Annotated in this window: 18 protein-coding genes; 7 read left to right on the top strand and 11 right to left on the bottom strand. The window is 55.6% G+C overall.

The window, feature by feature from the left end:
- The first annotated feature begins 210 nt into the window (after positions 1-210).
- The 3 genes from ABLU86_RS01780 to ABLU86_RS01790 are packed head-to-tail and all read left to right on the top strand — an operon-like array spanning position 211 to position 3,194.
- Positions 211-750, top strand: coding sequence for a DUF1254 domain-containing protein (locus ABLU86_RS01780; protein WP_348796167.1), 540 nt, complete (start codon positions 211-213; stop codon positions 748-750).
- 57 nt (positions 751-807) lie between these two features.
- Positions 808-1,713: a DUF1214 domain-containing protein gene (locus ABLU86_RS01785; RefSeq protein ID WP_348796168.1), complete on the top strand. Its 906-nt coding sequence runs from the start codon at positions 808-810 to the stop codon at positions 1,711-1,713.
- A gap of 17 nt (positions 1,714-1,730) precedes the next feature.
- Positions 1,731-3,194: a DUF1254 domain-containing protein gene (locus ABLU86_RS01790; RefSeq protein WP_171830088.1), complete on the top strand. Its 1,464-nt coding sequence runs from the start codon at positions 1,731-1,733 to the stop codon at positions 3,192-3,194.
- A 98-nt stretch (positions 3,195-3,292) separates the two neighbouring features.
- Here ABLU86_RS01790 and ABLU86_RS01795 read toward each other — a convergent pair whose 3' ends face one another.
- The 10 genes from ABLU86_RS01795 to ABLU86_RS01840 form a co-directional block, all read right to left on the bottom strand.
- Complete coding sequence (locus ABLU86_RS01795; protein WP_015367793.1) at positions 3,293-4,324, bottom strand: methionine synthase; 1,032 nt, start codon at positions 4,322-4,324, stop codon at positions 3,293-3,295.
- A 26-nt stretch (positions 4,325-4,350) separates the two neighbouring features.
- Complete coding sequence (locus tag ABLU86_RS01800; protein ID WP_045411852.1) at positions 4,351-5,331, bottom strand: DUF1852 domain-containing protein; 981 nt, start codon at positions 5,329-5,331, stop codon at positions 4,351-4,353.
- A gap of 307 nt (positions 5,332-5,638) precedes the next feature.
- Positions 5,639-6,424, bottom strand: a complete 786-nt coding sequence (locus ABLU86_RS01805; RefSeq protein ID WP_015367791.1) for an SDR family oxidoreductase — start codon at positions 6,422-6,424, stop codon at positions 5,639-5,641.
- An 88-nt stretch (positions 6,425-6,512) separates the two neighbouring features.
- Positions 6,513-7,310, bottom strand: a complete 798-nt coding sequence (locus tag ABLU86_RS01810; protein ID WP_045361948.1) for an SDR family oxidoreductase — start codon at positions 7,308-7,310, stop codon at positions 6,513-6,515.
- 62 nt (positions 7,311-7,372) lie between these two features.
- Positions 7,373-8,440, bottom strand: coding sequence for an ABC transporter permease (locus ABLU86_RS01815; protein ID WP_032712823.1), 1,068 nt, complete (start codon positions 8,438-8,440; stop codon positions 7,373-7,375).
- A gap of 17 nt (positions 8,441-8,457) precedes the next feature.
- A complete protein-coding gene (locus ABLU86_RS01820; RefSeq protein WP_047047098.1) occupies positions 8,458-10,002 on the bottom strand; it encodes a sugar ABC transporter ATP-binding protein in 1,545 nt (514 codons plus the stop codon).
- 1 nt (position 10,003) lies between these two features.
- Positions 10,004-10,624 (bottom strand): DUF2291 domain-containing protein, encoded by a 621-nt coding sequence (locus ABLU86_RS01825; protein ID WP_348796169.1) that lies wholly within the window; start codon positions 10,622-10,624, stop codon positions 10,004-10,006.
- A gap of 43 nt (positions 10,625-10,667) precedes the next feature.
- A complete protein-coding gene (locus tag ABLU86_RS01830; protein ID WP_015367786.1) occupies positions 10,668-11,603 on the bottom strand; it encodes a D-ribose ABC transporter substrate-binding protein in 936 nt (311 codons plus the stop codon).
- A gap of 170 nt (positions 11,604-11,773) precedes the next feature.
- Positions 11,774-13,294: an FGGY-family carbohydrate kinase gene (locus ABLU86_RS01835; RefSeq protein WP_149270615.1), complete on the bottom strand. Its 1,521-nt coding sequence runs from the start codon at positions 13,292-13,294 to the stop codon at positions 11,774-11,776.
- Positions 13,295-13,642: 348 nt separating this feature from the next.
- Entirely contained in the window at positions 13,643-14,593 is a 951-nt protein-coding gene (locus tag ABLU86_RS01840; RefSeq protein ID WP_015367784.1) for a sugar-binding transcriptional regulator, read from the bottom strand.
- Positions 14,594-14,965: 372 nt separating this feature from the next.
- Here ABLU86_RS01840 and ABLU86_RS01845 point away from each other — a divergent pair, with 372 nt between their 5' ends.
- Positions 14,966-15,796 carry a transketolase gene (locus tag ABLU86_RS01845; protein ID WP_015367782.1) on the top strand — a complete coding sequence of 277 codons (831 nt, stop codon included), beginning with the start codon at positions 14,966-14,968 and terminating at the stop codon, positions 15,794-15,796.
- A complete protein-coding gene (locus tag ABLU86_RS01850; RefSeq protein ID WP_047063586.1) occupies positions 15,789-16,730 on the top strand; it encodes a transketolase C-terminal domain-containing protein in 942 nt (313 codons plus the stop codon). The genes ABLU86_RS01845 and ABLU86_RS01850 overlap by 8 nt, the downstream gene beginning before the upstream one ends.
- Before the next feature lie 44 nt (positions 16,731-16,774).
- On the opposite strand, the gene fepA is transcribed toward ABLU86_RS01850, so the two are convergent.
- Positions 16,775-19,003, bottom strand: a complete 2,229-nt coding sequence (gene fepA / locus ABLU86_RS01855) for a siderophore enterobactin receptor FepA (protein ID WP_171830062.1) — start codon at positions 19,001-19,003, stop codon at positions 16,775-16,777.
- Between the two features lie 236 nt (positions 19,004-19,239).
- Here fepA and fes point away from each other — a divergent pair, with 236 nt between their 5' ends.
- The gene (fes, locus tag ABLU86_RS01860; RefSeq protein ID WP_348796181.1) at positions 19,240-20,508 is read left to right on the top strand and encodes an enterochelin esterase; all 1,269 of its coding nucleotides are present in this window, start codon (positions 19,240-19,242) and stop codon (positions 20,506-20,508) included.
- Positions 20,509-20,511: 3 nt separating this feature from the next.
- Positions 20,512-20,715: an MbtH family NRPS accessory protein gene (locus ABLU86_RS01865; protein ID WP_015367778.1), complete on the top strand. Its 204-nt coding sequence runs from the start codon at positions 20,512-20,514 to the stop codon at positions 20,713-20,715.
- Positions 20,716-20,724 lie beyond the last annotated feature (9 nt).

The following is a 20,724-nucleotide window of genomic DNA, read 5'->3' on the forward strand; positions in this document are numbered from 1 at the left end:
GCCATTTTTTTTACAAAAGGTCCCCACCGGGACTTTTTTGAAATGCTTCAGTCATTAAACTTAAGTGAGTTTGGATGAGTTACGGCTATCCAATCCTTAACTTCTCATTTCCAGTGCTACATAGCGTGCCGTCACAAATGTTAGTAACACTATATTTTTTCGAGAATTAGTGTCTACGCTTAGTGGATTGACGCTTACCTGATGGAGTTTATGATGACCAAGAAAAAACCGCCCCTGCGCCTTATCGCAAGCGCAGTGCTGTTTGCTTGCCTTAGCAATAGTTCGGCGTTTGCAGCCCCAGCCAGTGCGCCGCTTTCACCGCTGATGAAGCAATTAAATAACGGCAATTGGCTACCACAACAGGAAGCGCAATCGCTAAGCGATGAGCTCTATTATCAGGATGCTATCCACGCCTACATTCAGACGCTGCCTCTGTTGAACACTATTGGTTTACGCGATGGTTCAGAAGCGGCATTCGGCAAAGGCTACAACGTGCTGCCAATTTGGAAGGAGCGTATGGACAGCCGGGCGGTGGTGCCCACGCCAAATGGTGATGTTATCTATTCCATGAGCTATCTGGATCTGAAAGAAACGGGTCCACTGGTGATTAAGGCTCCGGCAAATGTCATCGGCATGTTTACGGACTTCTTCCAGAAAACTATCACCGATGTCGGCGCCATTGGTCCCGATCGTGCTCGCGGTGGGTTATATCTGCTGTTACCGCCAGATTATAACGGCCCAGTTCCGTAGGGGTATTACGCATTTAAATCTTCCACCTACAACGTATTCCTGTTCTTCCGCACCATTATGGGTAAAGGAGAGGGCAAACCTGACCCGGCGCCGGCGGTCAAAAATGCGGAAACTACCCGTATTTATCCGCTCTGGGATGTTGAAAAAGAAGTCAAACCAATGCAGTTCCCGGATGCCAGCGGTAAGCGTGTCAACATGATGTACCCAACGGACAGCAACTACTGGAAAAAACTAAAAGATTTTGTCGACTACGAACCGCTGACCGCAATCCCGGAAGATACCCGCAGCGCGTTATTGAGTATCGGTATTGTTAAAGGAAAACCGTTTAAGCCTACGGCGAAACAGCAAGAACTGCTGAAGAAAGCAGTGGAAACGGCGCCGCGGATGATTCTCGCCCGTCGTCAGGTTGGACGAGACGATCAGCGTCAGTTGTACTACAAAGACCGCCAGTACGAGAACTCCTGGGCAGGCGCAACCGCAGAGTGGATGCAATACGGTACCCTGGATGAAAATCAGCGCGCGGCGTTCTTCCAGATTGCGTATTCCAGCGCAGCGGCGATGGTGATGCATACCACGGGGGCGGGTTCGAAATATCCTTATACCACCCGGGACAAAGAGGGCAAATTCCTCAACGGCGGCAATACGTATAAGCTGCATCTGCCGCCTAATCCGCCAGCCGCATTGTTCTGGGCAGTAACGGCTTACAACATTACCGATGGCACTATGCCGGAAACCGACCAGTTACTGCCATCCACCAATGGTTATTACAATCTGCCGAAAAACAGCGACGGCTCGATTGATATCTGGTTTGGTCCGCAAAAACCGGATGGTGTGGCGGATAACGCCTTTATCAAGACGGTACCGGATCGCAACTTCCTCGTTGCCCTCAGGCTATATGGCACCGAAGACGGTTTCTACGATCAGACCTGGGTACCTGACGATCTGGTTCAGACAAATAAATGAATAAGAAAGGAAAAATGATGAAACTCAAATCTCTGGCGCTGCTGACCGCATTGGCGTTCAGCGCTGGCGCGGCGGCACAATCGGCGCCGTTAACTATCCCTCACCCCACTCAGTTTGACCAGTTAGCGACTACGCCGACCGATGTCAAAATGCCTGAGGCCTACGTGAAAGCAATCGCTCAGCAGGCCTATATCTGGGGGTGGCCGATGGTGAACCAGTTTAACCGTCGTGAAACCATCACTAAAGCACCTTACCCAGCGCTTAATGGCGGGATGGTTCCGGTGGCGCCGATGGGTCAGTTGAGCATGCTGACCGACTACATCAAACCGCAGGAGACCTTTGTCACCTGTCCTAACCAGGACGTGGCATATGGATTAGGTTTTTATGAACTCGATAAAGAGCCGGTTGTCATTCAGGTGCCTGATTTTGGCGATCGTTTCTGGGTATATGCAATTTATGATGCGCGTACTAACCAAATCGGTAACGTCGGTAAACCTTACGCGACTAAACCGGGTTTCTATCTGCTTGTCGGGCCAAACTGGAAAGGCGAAACGCCGAAAGGTTTTAACGGGGTGATCCATTCGTCTACCGAGATGGCGAATATGATCCCGCGTATCCAGATGGATGATACACCGGAAGATCGCGCCGCTATCCAGGCGCCAATTAAAGAGGTGATGTCGTACCCGCTCAGCGAATTCAACGGCAAAATGAAGTCTTATGAATACGCGAAAATTCCGGCAATTGGCGATAAACCGGATCCAAATGCCGGTGAAACGAAATGGGTGGTTCCGGAAAAATATTTCGATCAGCTAGCGAATGTACTGAATAAAGTTGCGCCGTTGCCGGGTGAAGAGGCGATGTACGCCCAGTATCGTCATTTGATTGAAGCTGGTAAGAAAGATCCGCAAATCCGTAAGTGGATGGATGAAGCTGCCGTTGAGACCGATAAAACGGTTATCGCCGAGTTCTTTAAATGGAAAAATAACGGTGTTCCGGCAGGCAACGGCTGGAATCGTTCGAAGAACAATGCCCAGTTTGGTGTTGATTACTACAACCGTACCGGCACCGCGAAGTCGAATATGTTCGATAATAAGCCGGACGAAACGCAATATTTCTACACGGATAATGATGCGGGCGGCGTTCAGCTTTCGGGCGATCATGCTTATACCGTTACTTTCCCGAAAGGCGAATTGCCGCCGGTGAAAGGCTTCTGGTCGCTGACACTGTATAACAGTAAGCATCTCTTCAGCCCGAATGAGCTTAATCGTTATTCTTTGGGTACCAAGAATAAGGATCTCAAATTTAATAATGATGGCTCGCTGACGCTTTACGTCAGCAAAGATCGTCCGGCTGCAGACAAAATCAACAACTGGCTTCCGGCGCCGGATGGGACATTCTCGCTCTATATTCGCGCATACTGGGGAGAGAAACCGATTCTGGATGGAACCTGGCAGCCGCCTAAAATTGATAAGATTAACTAGCGCTTAGTCGTTCTTTCTTTGAGGAAGCCATAGCTAACAACAGGATCCAGATGTGAGCGGATCCTGTTTTATTTTCAGAAGTGAACGGCGGGCGGCGATTATTTCGCCGCCAGCTCCCGGCGAATAATATCCGCCCCGGCGCTTAGCGCATGTAGCTTACCGCTGGCGACCTGACGCGATAACGGCGCCATGCCGCAGTTGGTTGATGGATAGAGCTTGTCGGCGTCGACGAACTGCAGGGCTTTGCGTAGCGTGCTGGCCACCTCTTCTGGCGTCTCAACGGCGTTGGTCGCCACATCGATAGCTCCGACCATCACTTTCTTGCCGCGGATGAGCTCCAGCAGGTCCATCGGTACGCGCGAGTTGTGGCACTCCAGCGAAATAATATCGATAGAGGAGGTCTGGAGTTTCGGGAACGCCTCTTCATACTGGCGCCATTCGGAGCCGAGCGTTTTTTTCCAGTCGGTATTGGCCTTAATACCGTAGCCATAGCAGATATGCACGGCGGTTTCGCATTTCAGCCCTTCAACGGCTCTTTCCAGCGCGGCGATCCCCCAGTCATTGACTTCATCAAAGAAGACGTTAAACGCGGGTTCATCAAACTGAATAATATCTACCCCGGCGGCTTCTAATTCCCGGGCTTCCTGGTTGAGAATTTTGGCAAATTCCCAGGCCAGCTTTTCACGGCTTTTATAGTGATTGTCATACAGCGTATCGATCATGGTCATTGGCCCCGGCAGGGCCCATTTAATCGGTTTGTTGGTGAGTTGACGCAGGTATTTCGCATCTTCGACAAACACCGGCTGCTGGCGCTCGACGGCGCTGACGACGGTCGGCACGCTGGCGTCATAGCGGTTGCGAATTCTCACCGTTTGCCGTTTCTCAAAATCGACGCCGCTGAGATGTTCAATAAAGGTGGTGACAAAGTGCTGACGCGTCTGCTCGCCATCGCTGACGATATCAATGCCTGCGCGCAGCTGATCGTCGAGCGATAAACGCAGCGCATCGCGCTTTCCTAATACCAACTCTTCATTCTGTAATTTCCACGGTGACCACAGCGTCTCGGGCTGCGCCAGCCAGGTCGGTTTCGGTAAACTGCCTGCGGTGGATGTCGGGAGCAATGTTTTCATACAGGTGACCTTTATTTTTTTATGATTTAGAGAGCGTAATGAGCTGACCATTGCTCAAGAATATGCTGGTACGGCTTAATAAACTGTTGTTCGGTAAATTTGCCCTGTTCAATCGCCAGGCGGCTACGCTCTTCGCGGTCATAAACAATCCGGGTCAACGAATGATCCTGATTATTCAGGTTCGGCTGGTAGCACTGCCCGGCCGCGGAGTTAGCGTTATAAATTTCCGGGCGATAAATCTTCTGGAACGTCTCCATGGTGCTGATGGTGCTGGCAAGCTCAAGGTTGCTGTAATCGCTGAGCAGATCGCCCGCGCAGAAGAAGGCCAGCGGCGCTACGCTATTGGCCGGCATAAAGTAACGCACCTGCAGGCCCATCTTATTGAAATAGGCCTCGGTCAGCGCCACGCCATCCTGCTGGTACTCGACGCCGAGAATAGGGTGCTGATTGCCGGTCCGGCGATAGGTATGCTTATTAGATACGCTCAGGCAGATGACCGGCGACTTTTTAAAACATTCATGGTATTCGGCAGAGCGTATGAAATGTTTGAAAATATTGCCATGCAGAACGCCATAATTTTCCGGCACGCTGAATGTTGCTTTATCTTTATTATATTCCGGCAGTAATACGCTAAAATCATAATCGCGCACATAAGAGGAGAAGTTATTCCCAACAATACCTTCGATTCGCGCGTTGGTGGCTTTATCAATAATATTGGTTTGCAGAATCTCAATCACCGGGAATGCCGCATTATGGCCGTTATCGCTAATATTCATTTCGACCGAGATGATATCGAGCTCGACGGAGTAGCGGTCGCCGTTCGGGTTGTCCCACTGCACCAGGTTATTAAAGCGATTATCAATCATTGCCAGCGCATTGCGCAGGTTCTGCTGACGGTTTTCGCCCCGCGCCAGGTTGGCAAAATTGGTGGTAATACGCGTATTTTCCGCCGGGTTATAGTGTTCATCAAAACGACTACGTTTAATCGTAAAGGTAAAGTCTGTCATCGTCTCTTTCCACCCTGGGTTCTGATATAAAAATGCAGGTATTTCACATTCCCAGAATGACCTTGCGATTTATCTGGATTTATTATTCAGTAGCATTCATATTGTCTGCAGTTGCTGAAGACTATTTTTGCCAGAGTCATTGAGTGAGTGAAAGAGAGTTAATTTCAATACTGCATGAGCCATCTTCATGATCCATCATGTGCTCTGCATAGATGTGCAAGACGGCTGAAGAAAATTGCGCCGGGAGAGGTGCGTGCGGAAAGAAAACGCCCCGGCTTGTGCATCGTTAGCCGGGGCAAGACCGGTTTTACCAGCAGACAAACCCACCGTCGACCACCAGATCCACGCCGGTGCAGAATGAGGCGGCGTCGCTGGCGAGGAACAGCGCCGGGCCGGCCATCTCTTCTACCTTCGCCATGCGCTGCATCGGGGTCTGGCTTTCAAACTCGCGGGTTTGATGCACCATCTCCGGGCGGGTATTCATCGGCGTGGCGGTATAGCCTGGGCTGATGGCGTTGACGCGGATCCCTTTATCAACCCACTCCATGGCCAGGCTTTTCGACAGATGAATAACGCCGGCTTTCGAACAGTTGTAATGCGCCTGATCGAGGCCACGGTTAACAATAATCCCCGACATCGAGGCGATATTGATAATCGACCCACCGCCGGACTCCTGCATCAATTCCGCTTCTGCTTTGCAGGAGTTCCATACGCCGGTGAGGTTGATGTCGATAACCCGCTGCCACTGCTCGCTTTCCATCTCCAGGGCCGGATTGGCGTTGGCGATACCGGCGGCGTTAACGGCGATATCGAGGCGGCCATAACGGCTTTTGGCCAGCGCAACGGCGGCGCGCAGGTCGGCAAGCTGGCGGACATCGCCGGTATAAGAACAGGCCTGGCCGCCGATGGATTCAACATGGCTGACCGTTTCCGCCAGCCCGCCGTCGTCGCGAAGATCAAAACAGACCACCCGCGCGCCGGCGCTGGCGAGCGCGCAGGCGATGGTTTGGCCGATGCCGCTGCCGGCGCCGGTCACGAAAGCGACGCGCTCCTGCAGGTTAAACAGCTGCTGTGCAAAGTCTTTGCCGATCATAGTGATTACTCTCTTCAATATAGTGTCGAACGTCGGAAGCCCGGTTTCCCGGATGGCGGCGCGTAGCGCCTTATCCGGGCTACCGCGTTCAGGACATAATCAAACCGCCATCGATATTGATGGTCTGCCCGGTGAGGTAACGTGCATCATCGGAGGCGAGGAAGGCCACCAGCCCGGCTACGTCTTCCGGCTTACCGGCGCGCTTCATCGGGATCCCTTCGACCCATTCCGCCATCAGTTCGCCCTTGCCGTAACGCTTTTGCTCGGTGCTGAGAATTTCTCCCCACACGCGATCGTTGTAATCCCACATTTCGCTCTCAATAATGCCGGGGCAGAAGGCGTTGACGGTGATGTTCCACGGCGCCAGTTCGTGGGCCAGGCTTTGGGTAATACCGATCACGCCCATTTTGCTGGCGGCGTAGTGCGGCGTGTAGATAAAGCCCTGACGCCCCTGGCCGGAAGAGGTGTTAATCAGGCTGCCGTGGTTCTGTTTCACCATATATTTAGCGGCCTCGCGGCAGCACAGCCACACGCCGGTGGTGTTAACCGCGAGCACTTTTTCAAAATCGGCTTTTGGCATCCGATCGTAGTAATCGATGGTGATCACCCCGGCGTTCTGAATGGAGACGTCAATGGTGCCGAAGCGCGCAGCGGCCTGCTCATACAGCGACTGTACCTGGGCTTCGTCGGTCACATCGACCTGCAGCGATAAAATATCCGCCTGATAGCGCTGACGCAGGATTTCGGCGGTCTCGTGAACGCGCTCGGCGTTGGAGACCATCACCAGATTAGCGCCGTCGCGGGCAAAGCGCTCCGCAATACCTGCGCCGATGCCGCGGCAGGCGCCGGTGATAACCACCGTTTTATTATGGAAATCTCGTTGCATATTTTTTCCCTTTCGATAAGCCGGGCGTCAGGCCCGGCGGAATACGTGAATACGGTTGCCGATTAGCTGGAGGTGGCGCCGTTCGGCGGGATGGCGGCCAGTTTCTCTTCATGGCGGCGCATCAGGATGACTTTGTTCTGCAGTTTCTGCTGGAACTGGTCGACGACAACGGCGGTGACGATCACCAGGCCCTTAATGACCATCTGCCAGAAGTCGCTAACGCCCATCATCACCATGCCGTCGGCAAGGAAGACGATCACGAAGGCACCGATAATCGAGCCGGTCACCCGGCCGCGGCCCCCAGCCAGCGCGGTACCGCCGAGCACGGTGGCGCCGATGGCATCCATCTCAAACATGTTGCCGGTCATCGGGTGCGCGGTTTGTAGCTGGGAGGCGACGATCAAGCCGACGAAGGCGGCGCACAGGCCGGAGAAGGCGTAGACGAAAATTTTGGCTTTGACGATCGGTACGCCGGCGAGGCGAGCGGCGGATTCGTTGCCGCCGATAGCGTAGATGTAGCGGCCGAGCGGCGTTTTAGTGGTCAGCCAGTAGCCCAGTACCAGGAAGCCGATCATCAGCCAGATCGGCAGATAAATCCCGAGCAGGGTACCGGAGCCCAGCGTGGCGAAACCGGTATTGCCCAACGCTTCCATGCCGTTGAGGTTCGGGTAGGTACTGCCGTTGTTAAACAGCAGGGCGGAGCCGCGGGCGACGTACATCATCCCTAAGGTGCAGATAAACGGCGCGACGCCGAAGCGGGTAATCACCGCGCCGTTAACCAGCCCCACCAGCACGCCGAAGACCGCGACGCAAAGGATCACTTCCGGGACGTTAAAGAAGATGATGTCGCCGTTCCATAGCGGCAACCCGTTGGTCAGCAGCGCGCCCGCGACCATCCCGCAGATCCCCGCCACCGCGCCGACGGACAGGTCAATGCCGCCGGTGAGGATCACCAGCGTCATACCGATGGCCAACAGGCCGGTAATCGCCACGTGCTGGGTCATGATCAGCAGGTTAGAGGCGGTCAGGAAGTTCGGTACCATCACGCTGAAGAATGCGATCACCAGCAGCAGGGCGATGAAGGTTCTGGCCTTCAGCAGGTACATATAAATCATATATTTCTGGTTCATGATGGATTCCAGCCTGATTAATCTTGAGGTGTTGAAGCCGCGATTAACTTTTCGCGGGTCACCGCATGGCGCGGTAAATCGGCGGTAATGCGGCCATCGGCCATCACCAGGATGCGGTCGGCCAGCGCCATCACTTCATCCAGCTCCGAAGAGGAGAACATAACCGCCAGCCCCTGCTGGGCCATTTTGCCGATCAGGTGATAGACGTCGGTTTTCGCGCCGACGTCGATGCCGCGCGTCGGTTCATCAAGGAACACCACCTGCGGCTGGGTCATCAGCGCCTTACCCAGCACCACTTTTTGTTGATTGCCGCCGCTCAGCGAGGTGATGGGCAAATTGGCGTCGCTCACCTTGATAGCCAATTGCTGAATCATCTCTTTTACGCAGGACTCTTCTTTCTGCGGATTCAGCCAGCGCCAGGCGCGGCGAAAACCCTGCAGGCTAAAATCAGAGAGCGTCATGTTGGATTGAATCGACATCATCTGCACCACGCCTTCGCCCTGACGGTCTTCAGGCACCAGCGCCAGCCCCTTTTTCAGACGGTGTTGAAAGCGAGATTTGCCGATGCTTTCGCCGTTAAGATGTACCTCGCCGTTCTGGCAGGGCATCAAGCCAACCAGCCCTTTAAACAGCTCGGTGCGCCCGGCGCCCAGCAGGCCGTAAATGCCGATCACTTCGCCTTTGCTGAGGGTAAAGGTGACATCATTGAGTTTGTAGCCGCCGCTCGGATGCAACGCGGTCAGCCCCTTGACGTCAAGCACCGCGTTGCCTTTTGGCGCGGGCTGATAATCAAAGTGCTTTTTCTTATCGCCGACCATCTGCTCGATGATCCACGGCACGCTGGCGTCGCTGACGTTGCGTTCGCTGATGAAGCGACCGTCGCGGAAAATGGTGATGTTGTCGCCAATCTCCATCAGCTCTTCGAGGCGATGCGAAATATAGATAATGGTGACGCCGCGGCGCTTAAGCTGCTCGATGACCTTAAACAGCACTTTGACCTCGGACTGGCTCAGTGCCGAGGTGGGTTCATCCATAATCAGCACGCGGGTGTCTTTTGATAGCGCACGGGCGATTTCAACCAACTGCTGATGGCCAATCCCCAGTTCGCCCAGCTGCGTGTAGGGATCGACGTCGAGCTCCAGCCGCTCCAGTAGCGATTTGGCTAACGCATATTGATATTTTTCGTTGATGCGTCCTTTCTGAAAGAATTCATTAGCCATGAATATGTTGTCCATCACATTCATATTGGGGAATAAATTCAGTTCCTGGAAAATAATGCTGATGCCGAATTTCTCTGCCTGATGGGTAGAGTTTAAAGTCACCGCCTCGCCATCGAGAATAATTTGACCGGAGGAGGGCGTTTCAACGCCGGCAAGCATTTTCATCATGGTGGATTTACCCGCACCATTTTCTCCGATCAGAACGTTAACCTTATTTCGATAGACCCGGTAATTCACGTTATCCAGCGCGGTCACGCCGGGATAAATGCGCGAAAGGCCGCGGGTTTCGATAATCACTTCAGATTCGACTGGTTGGGGAGCGACGATATCTTGCGGCGTCATATTATTGACCTCCCGGATGAACGATTTTCGCCGGGGTGATTTCCGGAATAGTTTGTGGAATATCCCAGGCCGAAAAGACGCCATACACTTCTACGTTGTCGCCGGTTTTCAGGTTGGCCGCCTGAATCATTTTGACCGCCTGACTGTTAATATTTTTGCTGTATTCGCCAAACAGCACCTGGTCGTTAAAGTCCTGGTAGCTGGCGTCGTGATAACCGTCACGCAGCAGGGTGCCGCGCAGGGTAGGGCCAATCTGCACCATCACATTACCTATGCTGCCATCGGTGAGGGTCATTTTGCCGCTGCGCGAGGCGCTATCCAGCTTGCTGACGGCGCCTGTCACCTTAACGTAAAAGATGCACGGGTTTTCGTCCTGGGCGCGGTAGCCCAGCGCTTTGCAGGCGCTATCGATATCTTTTTGCGCCTTCAGCGCGCTCATTAACTCCGCCGCCGGGCGGGCGTGGGCGACCACCTGCGGCACGATGCTCTGCTGCCAGGTTTTATCGATGTTCGCCATATGCGGATTGGGCGGGGATTTCAGGTCTGCCAGCTCCTGCTGCGAGACGATGCGGCAGCCGCCAAGCGCCAGGACGGCCAGCGCGAGACAGGTTTTCTTGTACATAATGCTCTCCTCTGCGCCCCCGCAGGGGCGCAACCACCCGAACTCAGGACTTGATGTTGAAGTCCTGAACTTTATCTGCGTTATCCTGGGTAATCAGAATGCCGCGGAACATCACGCGCTGCTTCGCCGGCTTCTCGCCTTTTTGCAGGTAGTTATCCAGATCGGTAACGCCCTGGGCGGCGATGGCCTGCGCCTGGAGCATCACGGTCGCCTGTAGCGTACCGGCCTTCACCGCATCGCGTTCGTCGTTGCTACCGTCGATACCGACGACGATCACATCGTTACGATTGGCCGCTTTTAGCGCCGCGATGGCGCCAAGGGCCACCGGGCCGTTACCGCAGATCACCCCTTTGACATCCGGGTGAGCCTGGAGAATGCTATCCATTATGCGTTTGCCGTCGATCAGGGTGCCTTTGGCATCCTGTTTTGCCACGCTGACCATATCCGGGTACTGGTCAATCACCTGGTGGAAGGATTTAGAACGGGTGACGCAGTTATTATCGGCAAGGTTGCAGGTCAGTTCGGCGTATTTGCCTTTTTCCGCCATTTTCTCAACAAATACGTTGGCGACTTCTGAACCGGCCTGGAAGTTATTGTGGGTAATTTGTTCCAGCGCGACATCATCAACCGGAATTTCACGGTTAATTAAGACCACCGGAATACCCGCTTTTTTGGCTTTTTCAATGGCCGCGACGCTGGCGGTGGAGTCGGCGTTATCGAGAATAATTCCCTGCACCTTTTTACCAATGGCGGTATCAATCAGCTCATTTTGCTTTTTGACATCTTCGCCATGCGAGAGCACGGTCGTTTTATAGCCGAGGGCTTGCGCTTTTTCGCTGGCGCCTTTGGCTTCCGAGGCGTAATAAGGATTATCCAGCGAGTTAACCATTATCATAATGGTGCCTTTTTCGGCGCTATGCGCGGCAAAGGAAAAGGCAGTCAGGGTCGCAGCGGTTAAAAGAGTTAAACGTAATTTCATGACTCTGTTCCTATATTTTTATATTCGAACAAATGAGCCCCTGAGCGGGCAGGATTTTACGGTCTGAAATTTCCCCAGAATAAATTCGGGGGTGCGATACATCGTTATGGGCCGGGGTTCTCCTGTAGTGGGTTAATAAGGTTCGTCGCTCAATCTGATGCCGATGGGCATCAGGCTGGCGAATCCGGTTTCCATAATGTTCTGTCTACCGCATGGCGCCACTCCCGCCAGCGCTGCTGTAGGCGCTGGTGGCGGGCCATGTCGGGTTGAAAAGCGCTGTGTTCGGTTAAAAAGGCTTGCAGGTCGGCGGTCTCGCCCGGAGTGAGGGCTTTGCGGGCGAGTAGCGCCGCGCCGATGGCGGACAGCTCCGGGATATCGCTGCGCATCACCGGGCAGCCGAGCAGGTCGGCCTGATATTGCATCAGCCAGTCGTTGTTGGTTGGGCCGCCGTCGACCATTAACGCCGTCAGGGTGAATTCATTGTGCTGGCGCATCGCCGCCACCACGTCGGCGATTTGATAGGTAATGGATTCCAGCGCCGCGCGGATCAGGTGCGCGCGCTTGACGCCGCGGCTGAGGCCGCAGATCACCCCGCGGGCGCTGTCATCCCACCAGGGGGCGCCGAGCCCGGTCAGCGCTGGCACGAAGTAGACCCCTAAGGTCGAATCGACGGAGGCGGGCAGGGTATTCAGCTCGTGGGCCAGGTCGGCTGCTGAGAGTTCGCTCAGTCCGGTGCTGTCCGCCATCCATGCTACCGCATCGCCGGTATGGGGAATGTTGCCTTCCAGCCCCCACACCAGCTGGTCGCCATCGTGCCAGGCGACGGTGGTCGCCAGGGCGGCAATATCGCACTGGGCCGATTTGACCGGCGCCATCACCGAGGAGCCGGTGCCGTAAGTGGCTTTTACACAGCCAGCTTCGCCAAGCGCGTGGCCGAAGAGCGCGGCGTGGGAGTCGCCAATCATCGCCATCACCGGAATACCGTCGGGGATCGCCGCCAGCCCTTTGGTGTAGCCGAACAGACCGCTCGACGGTTTAATCTCCGGCAGCGCCGCGCGCGGAATACTAAACAGCGTCAGCATTTCGTCATCCCACTCGCCGCGGTGCAGATTCAGCAATTGGGTGCGGGCGGCGTTGGAATAATCGCAGAAGAAGGATTGTCCGCCGGTTAAATTCCACAGCAGCCAGCTGTCGATAGTGCCGAGGCAAATCTCGCCGCGTGCGGCAAGCTGATAGCCATCGGGAGTGGCGTCCAGCAGCCAGCGCATTTTGGAGGCGGAAAACAGCGGCGCAATCGGCAGGCCCGTGGCGTGTTTAATGCGCTGCTCCTGACGATCGCGACGCAGCGTGTCGCAGAACGCGGCGCTGCGGGTGCACTGCCAGGTGATGGCGGCGTTAATGGGTTCGCCGCTGGCGCGATACCAGCCGATGGCGGTTTCGCGTTGATTGCTGATAGCCAGCGCCGCAACGTTTTCCGCGCCGACGTGAGCCACCGCTTTGGCGATCACCGCCAGCGAGGCCGCCATCAGCGCCTCGCCGGATTGTTCCACCCAACCTTCGCGCGGGGTTTGGATCGCCAGCGGCTGCGAGAACTTGACGCTAACCTTGCCTTTGCTGTCCAGCACCACGGCTTTCGCGTTGGTGGTGCCTTCATCCAGCGCAATGATGAACTCTTTGGCTGTCGCCTGCATATGATGCTCTCCTCGGTCACCCATTGTCCTGGAACGGCGGAAACAGAGATGGTCTCCGGCCATTGCATGCGTCTATGCAGGCCATGATGTGACATATCGTTATCGCTTTTTAATCACTGAATATATATTCGATAGTGATTATTTATTTGATACCTTAAGCCACAAACCCAGTGATGGGCTACCTGAAAAATCATCAATTGTGCTGGCAATCACATTTCACAGATTGGGAATATGACACGAAGGCGGGGAGGGTGGTTGTTTAATGTATTGAATTATAATGAGTTGTTTTGCAATCCCTGTTGCTGAAAAACAGCCTCAGGGATTGACGAGGCATAAAACTGCGGAGGATTAGTCGCTAACCAGTAGTCTGGCGGTGGGGTAATCGGTGATTAAAACATCGATATAGCCGCCGGTAAGCGCGCCTTTAATTGCCGCGACTTTGTCGGTGCCGCCGGCCAGCGCGACCACGTTCGGGCATTTTTTGACTTTCTCCAACGCCATGCCGATCACCGGATCTTCATCTTCGCGTAACACCGGCTGGCCGTATTTGTCGTAGTAGTGCAGGCAGATATCGCCAACTGCGCCGCGCGCCGCCAGCACCTGCAGCATATCTTCGTGATAATAGTTACCCGACGTTTTCAGCAACTGGGAAGGTTCGAGAATTCCAATGCCGACAATGGCGATATCGACCTCGTCAAAGCGTGAAACCACGTCGGCGACATCTTTGCTGGCCAGCAGGCGATTGCGCTCTTCCATGGAGCCTTCGATGCTCTGCGACGGCAGCAGCCAGGCATCGCAGTTAAGACGCTGGGCCAGCGTCTGGGTGAGGATCGTCGCCTGCACGTTGCCGTTGGGCCCGACACCGCCAAGCAGTTGGATGACGCCGCTGGCCTTCAGGTTTTGCGCGTGGACCTCATCAACCATCGCGCGGATGGTCGAACTCCATGAAGAGACGCCAATCAGATCTTTTGGCCGCAGGCGGGTTTCCAGGTAGTGCGCGGCGGCGGAGCCAATCGCCCGCTTGATGGTATGGTCGCTGGCCTCTTCTTCGGTATCGACCACCACCGCCTGTTTAAGCCCGTAGCGATCCTCAAGCCCCTTTTCGAGATTGAGAAAGATATTCGATGGCTGCACGACGCTGATTTTGACGACGCCCTCTTTTTGGCAGCGGGTAATCGCACGAGAGACAAATGACTGAGACAGCGAGAGAAGTTGGGCGATATCAGACTGCTTTCGTCCTTCCAGATAGTAAAGCGTGGCAATCTTCACCAATAGCCGTTGTTCATCCTGCTTAGCCATATTTATCCTCGTAAATCATTTATCGCCTTTCTTCAGGCGTTTAGCTGCAGCCATTATCGTAGTGACTTCTATCATACGCGAAAAAAAATCACACTTAAGTGTGATGGTGGTCAAATTTTTACCACTCATCAAAATCGACTATGGACAAAAACAAAACAGCCAGGCCATAATCGAATAAAGAATCATCATTGAATATATATTCAAGGTGGCTTTGAGTCAACGAGTTTATCCGGGCTTGCCTGGAGCGGGAGGCAGAATGTTCCTGAGTACGGCGCAGTGGTGTAAGGCTAACCACCGACATGGGGATATCTGGTTTTTTTAGTTCCTGTTGGAATAAATATTCCATATTGAAAATAAATTCAGAGGTATTAAATGAATCCCTACAGATTTGATATCCAGACGCTTGAGCGCAAAGCGCGCGCCGTGCGCCGCCACATTGTCCGCTTAAACGCCAATAGTCCGGCTGGCGGTCACACCGGGGCTGACCTGTCGCAGGTCGAATTGTTAACCGCGCTCTATTTCCGCGTACTCAATGCGGCGCCCGATCGTCTTGACGACCCGCAGCGCGATATCTATATCCAGTCGAAAGGCCATGCGGTGGGCTGCTACTACTGCGTACTGGCGGAAGCCGGTTTTTTCCCGATCGATTGGCTGGAGACCTACCAGCACGCGAACTCGCACCTTCCCGGTCATCCGGTGCGGCAGAAAACGCCGGGCATTGAGCTTAACACCGGCGCGCTGGGCCACGGTTTGCCTGTTGCGGTGGGGCTGGCGCTGGCCGCAAAGAAAAGCAACAGCCCCCGCCGCATCTTTTTAATCACCGGCGACGGCGAACTGGCAGAAGGCAGTAACTGGGAGGCGGCGCTGGCGGCGGCCCATTATGGCCTCGATAACCTGGTCATTATTAATGATAAGAACAATCTTCAGCTGGCCGGGCCAACCCGTGAAATTATGAATACCGATCCGCTGGCCGATAAATGGCGGGCCTTCGGCATGGAGGTCAGCGAATGCGACGGCAACGATATGGCCTCGGTGGTCGCGGCTATCGAAGGGCTGCAGCAGAACGGTAAACCTAACGTCATTATTGCCAACACCACGAAGGGCGCGGGCATCTCCTTTATCCAGGGGCGCCCGGAGTGGCACCACCGGGTGCCGAAAGGCGAGGAAATCGCACTGGCGCTGGAGGAACTGAAAGATGAGTAATGCAGAACACCTGGCGAACGTGATGGTCGAGGCGTTTATCGCCGCGGTGGAAAAGGGCGTCGATCTGGTGCCGGTGGTCGCGGACTCCACCTCAACGGCCAAGATCGCTCCCTTTATTAAGCTGTTCCCCGGACGGCTGGTTAACGTCGGTATCGCCGAGCAGAGCATGGTCGGCACCGCCGCGGGGCTGGCGCTCGGCGGTAAAGTGGCGGTGACCTGTAACGCCGCGCCGTTCCTTGTCTCCCGCGCTAACGAGCAGATTAAAGTCGATGTCTGCTACAACAACACCAACGTCAAGCTCTTTGGCCTTAACGCCGGGGCCAGCTATGGCCCATTGGCCAGTACCCACCATGCTATTGACGACCTGGCGGTAATGCGCGGTTTCGGCAATATCCAGATTTTCGCCCCCTCCACGCCGCGCGAATGTCGGCAGATTATCGACTACGCCCTGGCGTATCAGGGGCCGGTTTATATCCGCCTTGACGGCAAGGCGCTGCCGGAGTTGCATGACGAAGCGTACCGTTTTGTGCCCGGCGCGGTGCTGACCCTGCGCGAAGGCGCAGCGGTGGCGCTGGTGGCGACCGGTTCAACCGTGCACGAAGTGGTGGAGGCGGCGCAGCAGCTTGCCGACCTCGGCATTGAGGCGAAAGTGGTCAGCGTGCCGTCGATTCGTCCCTGCGATACCGCGGCGCTGCTGGCGGCGCTGCAGTCATGCCGTTCAGTTATTACCGTCGAAGAACATAACGTCAATGGCGGGCTGGGGAGCCTGGTCGCCGAAGTGCTGGCGGAAGCGGGTACGGGGATTGCCTTGCAGCGTCTGGGGATCCCGGATGGCGAGTATGCGGCGGCCGCCGATCGCGGATGGCTGCGTCAACATCACGGTTTTGACGCGGCGTCGATTGTCGCGCGGGTACAGAAAATAGCGCAGTGTTGAAAAAAACGCCCTTCCGGCGGGGAGGGCGTCAGACATTAATATTATCAGAAGTGGGTGTTGACGCTCATATACCAGGTACGGCCGGATTCGTTATAGGTCTCCGCGCCAGCGCCGTACATATAACCTTTGTCGCCGCCGGTGGTTTGGGCGTTACCCGCGCGCCAGTGGCGCTTGTCGAAGACGTTATCCACGCCGCCGGTCAGGCTGACGTTTTTGGTCACGTCCCAGGTCGCGCTCAGGCCGAGGATGCTATACGGGCTGACCTCGTTCTTCTCGCTGCCGGTGACCGGCTGGCCTTTGTAGTTGTACTTCTTCGGTTCCTGCTTGCCGTACCAGGTGAAGGTCGATTGCACAGAAACGTCCTGATAAACCTGCCAGCTCAGCGTTGAGTTCAGCGTGTATTCCGGAATAATCGACAGGCGATCGCCGGTCTCTTTGTTCTTACTCTGCAGCATGTAGGTGATGTTGTTGGTCCAGTTCACCGTCTCGCTGACCGGCACGTTCAACGTGCCTTCCAGCCCTTCAACTACCGCTTTCGGCACGTTTTCCCATTTGTACAGATCGGTGCCTTTGCCGTTGGTATAGACCGGAGCATAGCCTGCTTCAATCTTGTTGCGGTAGTCGTTACGGAACCAGGTGACGCCCGCCAGCCAGCCGTCGCGTTTGAACTCCAGGCCGATCTCTTTGTTGATGCTGGTCTCTGCTTTTAAGTCATCATTCCCTTGCAGATAGCAGCCTTCTTTACTGGCATAGCAGCCCTGGCCTCTACTGTAGAGAATATAGTTGGGGTTGGTTTGATACAGGCTCGGCGCTTTATAGGCGCGAGCGATACCCATTTTCAGGGTAAAGTCGTCGCCCAGACCCTGCGACAGGTTCAGCGACGGGCTCCAGTTATTACCAACGATGCTGTGGTGATCGAAACGCAGCGCCGGCGTCAGCATGGTGGTATCGGTCACTTCCATGTTGTTCTCGGCGAACAGCGAGAAGATTTCCGCTTTTGAATACGGGCTGCGGCCGGTGCTGTCGTAGCCCGGGATTTCACCGCCGGAGAGTTCCTGGGTATTAGAGGCGTTGTCCTTCATGCGCTGCTGGTTCCATTCGGTACCCAGCGTCAGATTCTGGTTAACCCACAGATCGAACGGAATATTGACTTCGCTGTGCAGCATCACGTCGGAGAGATCGATATCCGAGAACTGGTTGCTGCTGAAGATCCCCTCGGTGCCGCCCGCCAGACCTTCGCCTTTACGCGAGTTGCGGGTGTGTTCGTACTGTGCCCAGTTGCTGGTGGTCACGCCGTTATCCCAGCCGCCGTTCCAGGTCACGGAGTAAGTATTGCGATAGAGACGGTTGGTCTCTTTACCGTAGTTCTCTTTCACCAGATCGTTGCTGTTGGTGTTTTGCGTATCACCGGCGTACAGGTTGCCCTGGCGGCTATAGCCAGCTTCAAACTCCAGCGACTGCATCGGCGCGAAATCCCAGCGCACCACGCCGTTGATGTTTTTGTTTTCTACCCCTTCACGCCCGGCGGGCAGGGTATCGGCGTAAATGCCGGTACGTTCAGACTGGTGGCCCTGGTTGATATCCCAGGCGTCAGCTTGGGTTTTATCGAGGTTACCGTACATGCGGAAGCTGAAATCGCCGCCCAGCGGGCCGCTGAGGCTAAAGTCGGTACGCTTGGTCGCGCCTTCGTCTTTATGCTCCGGCATGTTCATGTAGGCGTTCCACGAACCATGCCACTGGTTGTCGAATTTTTTCGTAATGATGTTGACCACGCCGCCCGCCGCGCCGTTACCGTAACGCGCCGCCGCCGGGCCGCGGATAACGTCTATACGTTCGATCATTTCCGGCGGTACCCAGCTGGTATCACCGCGGGTGTCGCGTTCGCCGCGCCAGCCGAGACGAACAGAGTTACGGCTGGTCACGGGCTTACCATCAATCAGGATTAAAGTGTTTTCCGGGCCCATACCGCGAATATCAATCTGGCGATTGTTGCCGCGCTGGCCGCTGGTGGAGTTGCCGGTCAGGTTGACGCCCGGCATGGTACGGATGATTTCAGAGACGTCGCGCGCCGGCGGACGTTTGCGAATTTCATCGGCGGTAATAGTGGAAACGCCCGGCGCCTGTAGGTTTTGCACCTCGGCGGTGACCACCATCGTTTCTTCACCGGCGGCTTGTTTACTGTCGGTGGTTTCTTCCGCCGCGCACAGCGGGAATGCCACCCCGTAGATACCCAGATTGACCATTAAGGCCAGGGACTTAATCCTGTTATTCATTGTAAGTCAGTTCCGCTTTTCTTTGCCGCTTTCCCCAGAAGCCCCTTCCCACCGGGAGAGGAGGCGGCATAAATGTAGCCAGTAGAAGGTGAACGCTTTCCGTAGCCGACCGAGCCAAACGCTCTGAAAAGACCCTCTCTGACCTTGATTTAATGTAATGAGAAGACGCGCTACCCATAGGCGCGTTAATACGCTATTGCAAATGCAAATAGTTATCAATAATATTATCAATAAATATTACCTTTGTTGATAAAAATCACGGTAAACATAGGGTTACTGACGGAATGCAAATAACGGGAAGTGACGACTGGTGGCGGGGGATCGCCGGCCCGCAGACAGAGGCGCTGGGCGACGCATATCGGGTGACCTTCTGGTGGCGCGATCCGGCGGGCAGCGAAACCACATCGCCGATTCGGCGGGTGTGGGTTTACATTACCGGCGTCACCGATCATCACCACAACGCGGCGCCGCAAACCCTGCAGCGCATCCCCGGTACCGATGCCTGGCGCTGGCAAACCACGCTCCCCGCCAGCTGGCGCGGCAGCTACTGTTTTATTCCCTCCGAACGCGACGACGATTTTTCCCCGCAGCTTTTTAACGATGAAGCGCCGGACCGCGCGCTGCTGCGCGAAGGCTGGCGCAAACTGCTGCCACGGGCGATTGCCGATCCCCGCAATCCGCAAAGCTGGAAGGGGGGACGCGGCCACGCGGTCTCGGCGCTGGAACTGCCGCAGGCGCCGGAACAGCCGGGTTGGCATTATCGCGAGCCGGTTTCGCCTGCGCCGCGCTGTATTGAATGGCGCAGCCAGCGATTAGGAAACCAGCGACGAGTGTGGATTTACACCACCGGCAGTGGGGCGGATCGCCCGCTGGCGGTCCTGCTTGACGGCCAGTTCTGGGCCGAAAGCATGCCTGTCTTTGCGCCGCTGGCGGGGCTGACGCGGGAAGGCCGCCTGCCGCCGGCGGTCTATGTGCTGATCGACGTTATCGACAATCAACACCGCGGCGTGGAGCTGCCCTGCAATCGTGATTTCTGGCTGGCGGTACAGGAAGAACTGCTGCCGCTGGTGCAGGCCGTGGCGCCATTCAGCGATCGCGCCGACAGGACGGTAGTTGCGGGGCAGAGCTTCGGCGGTCTGGCGGCGATGTATGCCGCGCTCCACTGGCCGCAGCGTTTTGGCTGCGTTCTGAGCCAGTCGGGGTCGTACTGGTGGCCGCAGCGCGGCAGTAGCCAGCCGGGAGTGATACTTGAACAACTGCAGCGCGGCGAGCTTCGACCGCAGGGGCTGCGTATCTGGCTGGAAGCCGGCGTGCGTGAGCCGATTATTTTTCGCGCCAACCAGGCGCTTTTCGCGCAACTACGGCAGACCACGCCGTCCGTTTTCTGGCGCCAGGTTGACGGCGGTCATGACGCGCTATGCTGGCGCGGCGGGCTGACGTCCGGGCTTATCCAGCTATGGCAGCCTTTGCGCCGCGGGCAACAACACGCGCTTAATGAGGAGTGAGAGATGCAATTCAGCAACCCCTTCGACAATCCGCAAGGGCAGTTTTACATTCTGCGCAACGCACAGGGGCAATATAGTTTGTGGCCGCATCACTGCGCGCTGCCGACAGGCTGGACGGTGGAGTGTCCGCCGCAGTCATTAGAGGCGTGTAACGCCTGGCTTGCCGCCAACTGGTCAACCCTTATCCCAGCGCACTACGCCTCCTGAGGAGCTTTC

The organism is Klebsiella sp. JN_Kp121 (assembly GCF_040062145.1).
In the GTDB taxonomy this organism is placed as follows: domain Bacteria; phylum Pseudomonadota; class Gammaproteobacteria; order Enterobacterales; family Enterobacteriaceae; genus Klebsiella; species Klebsiella aerogenes.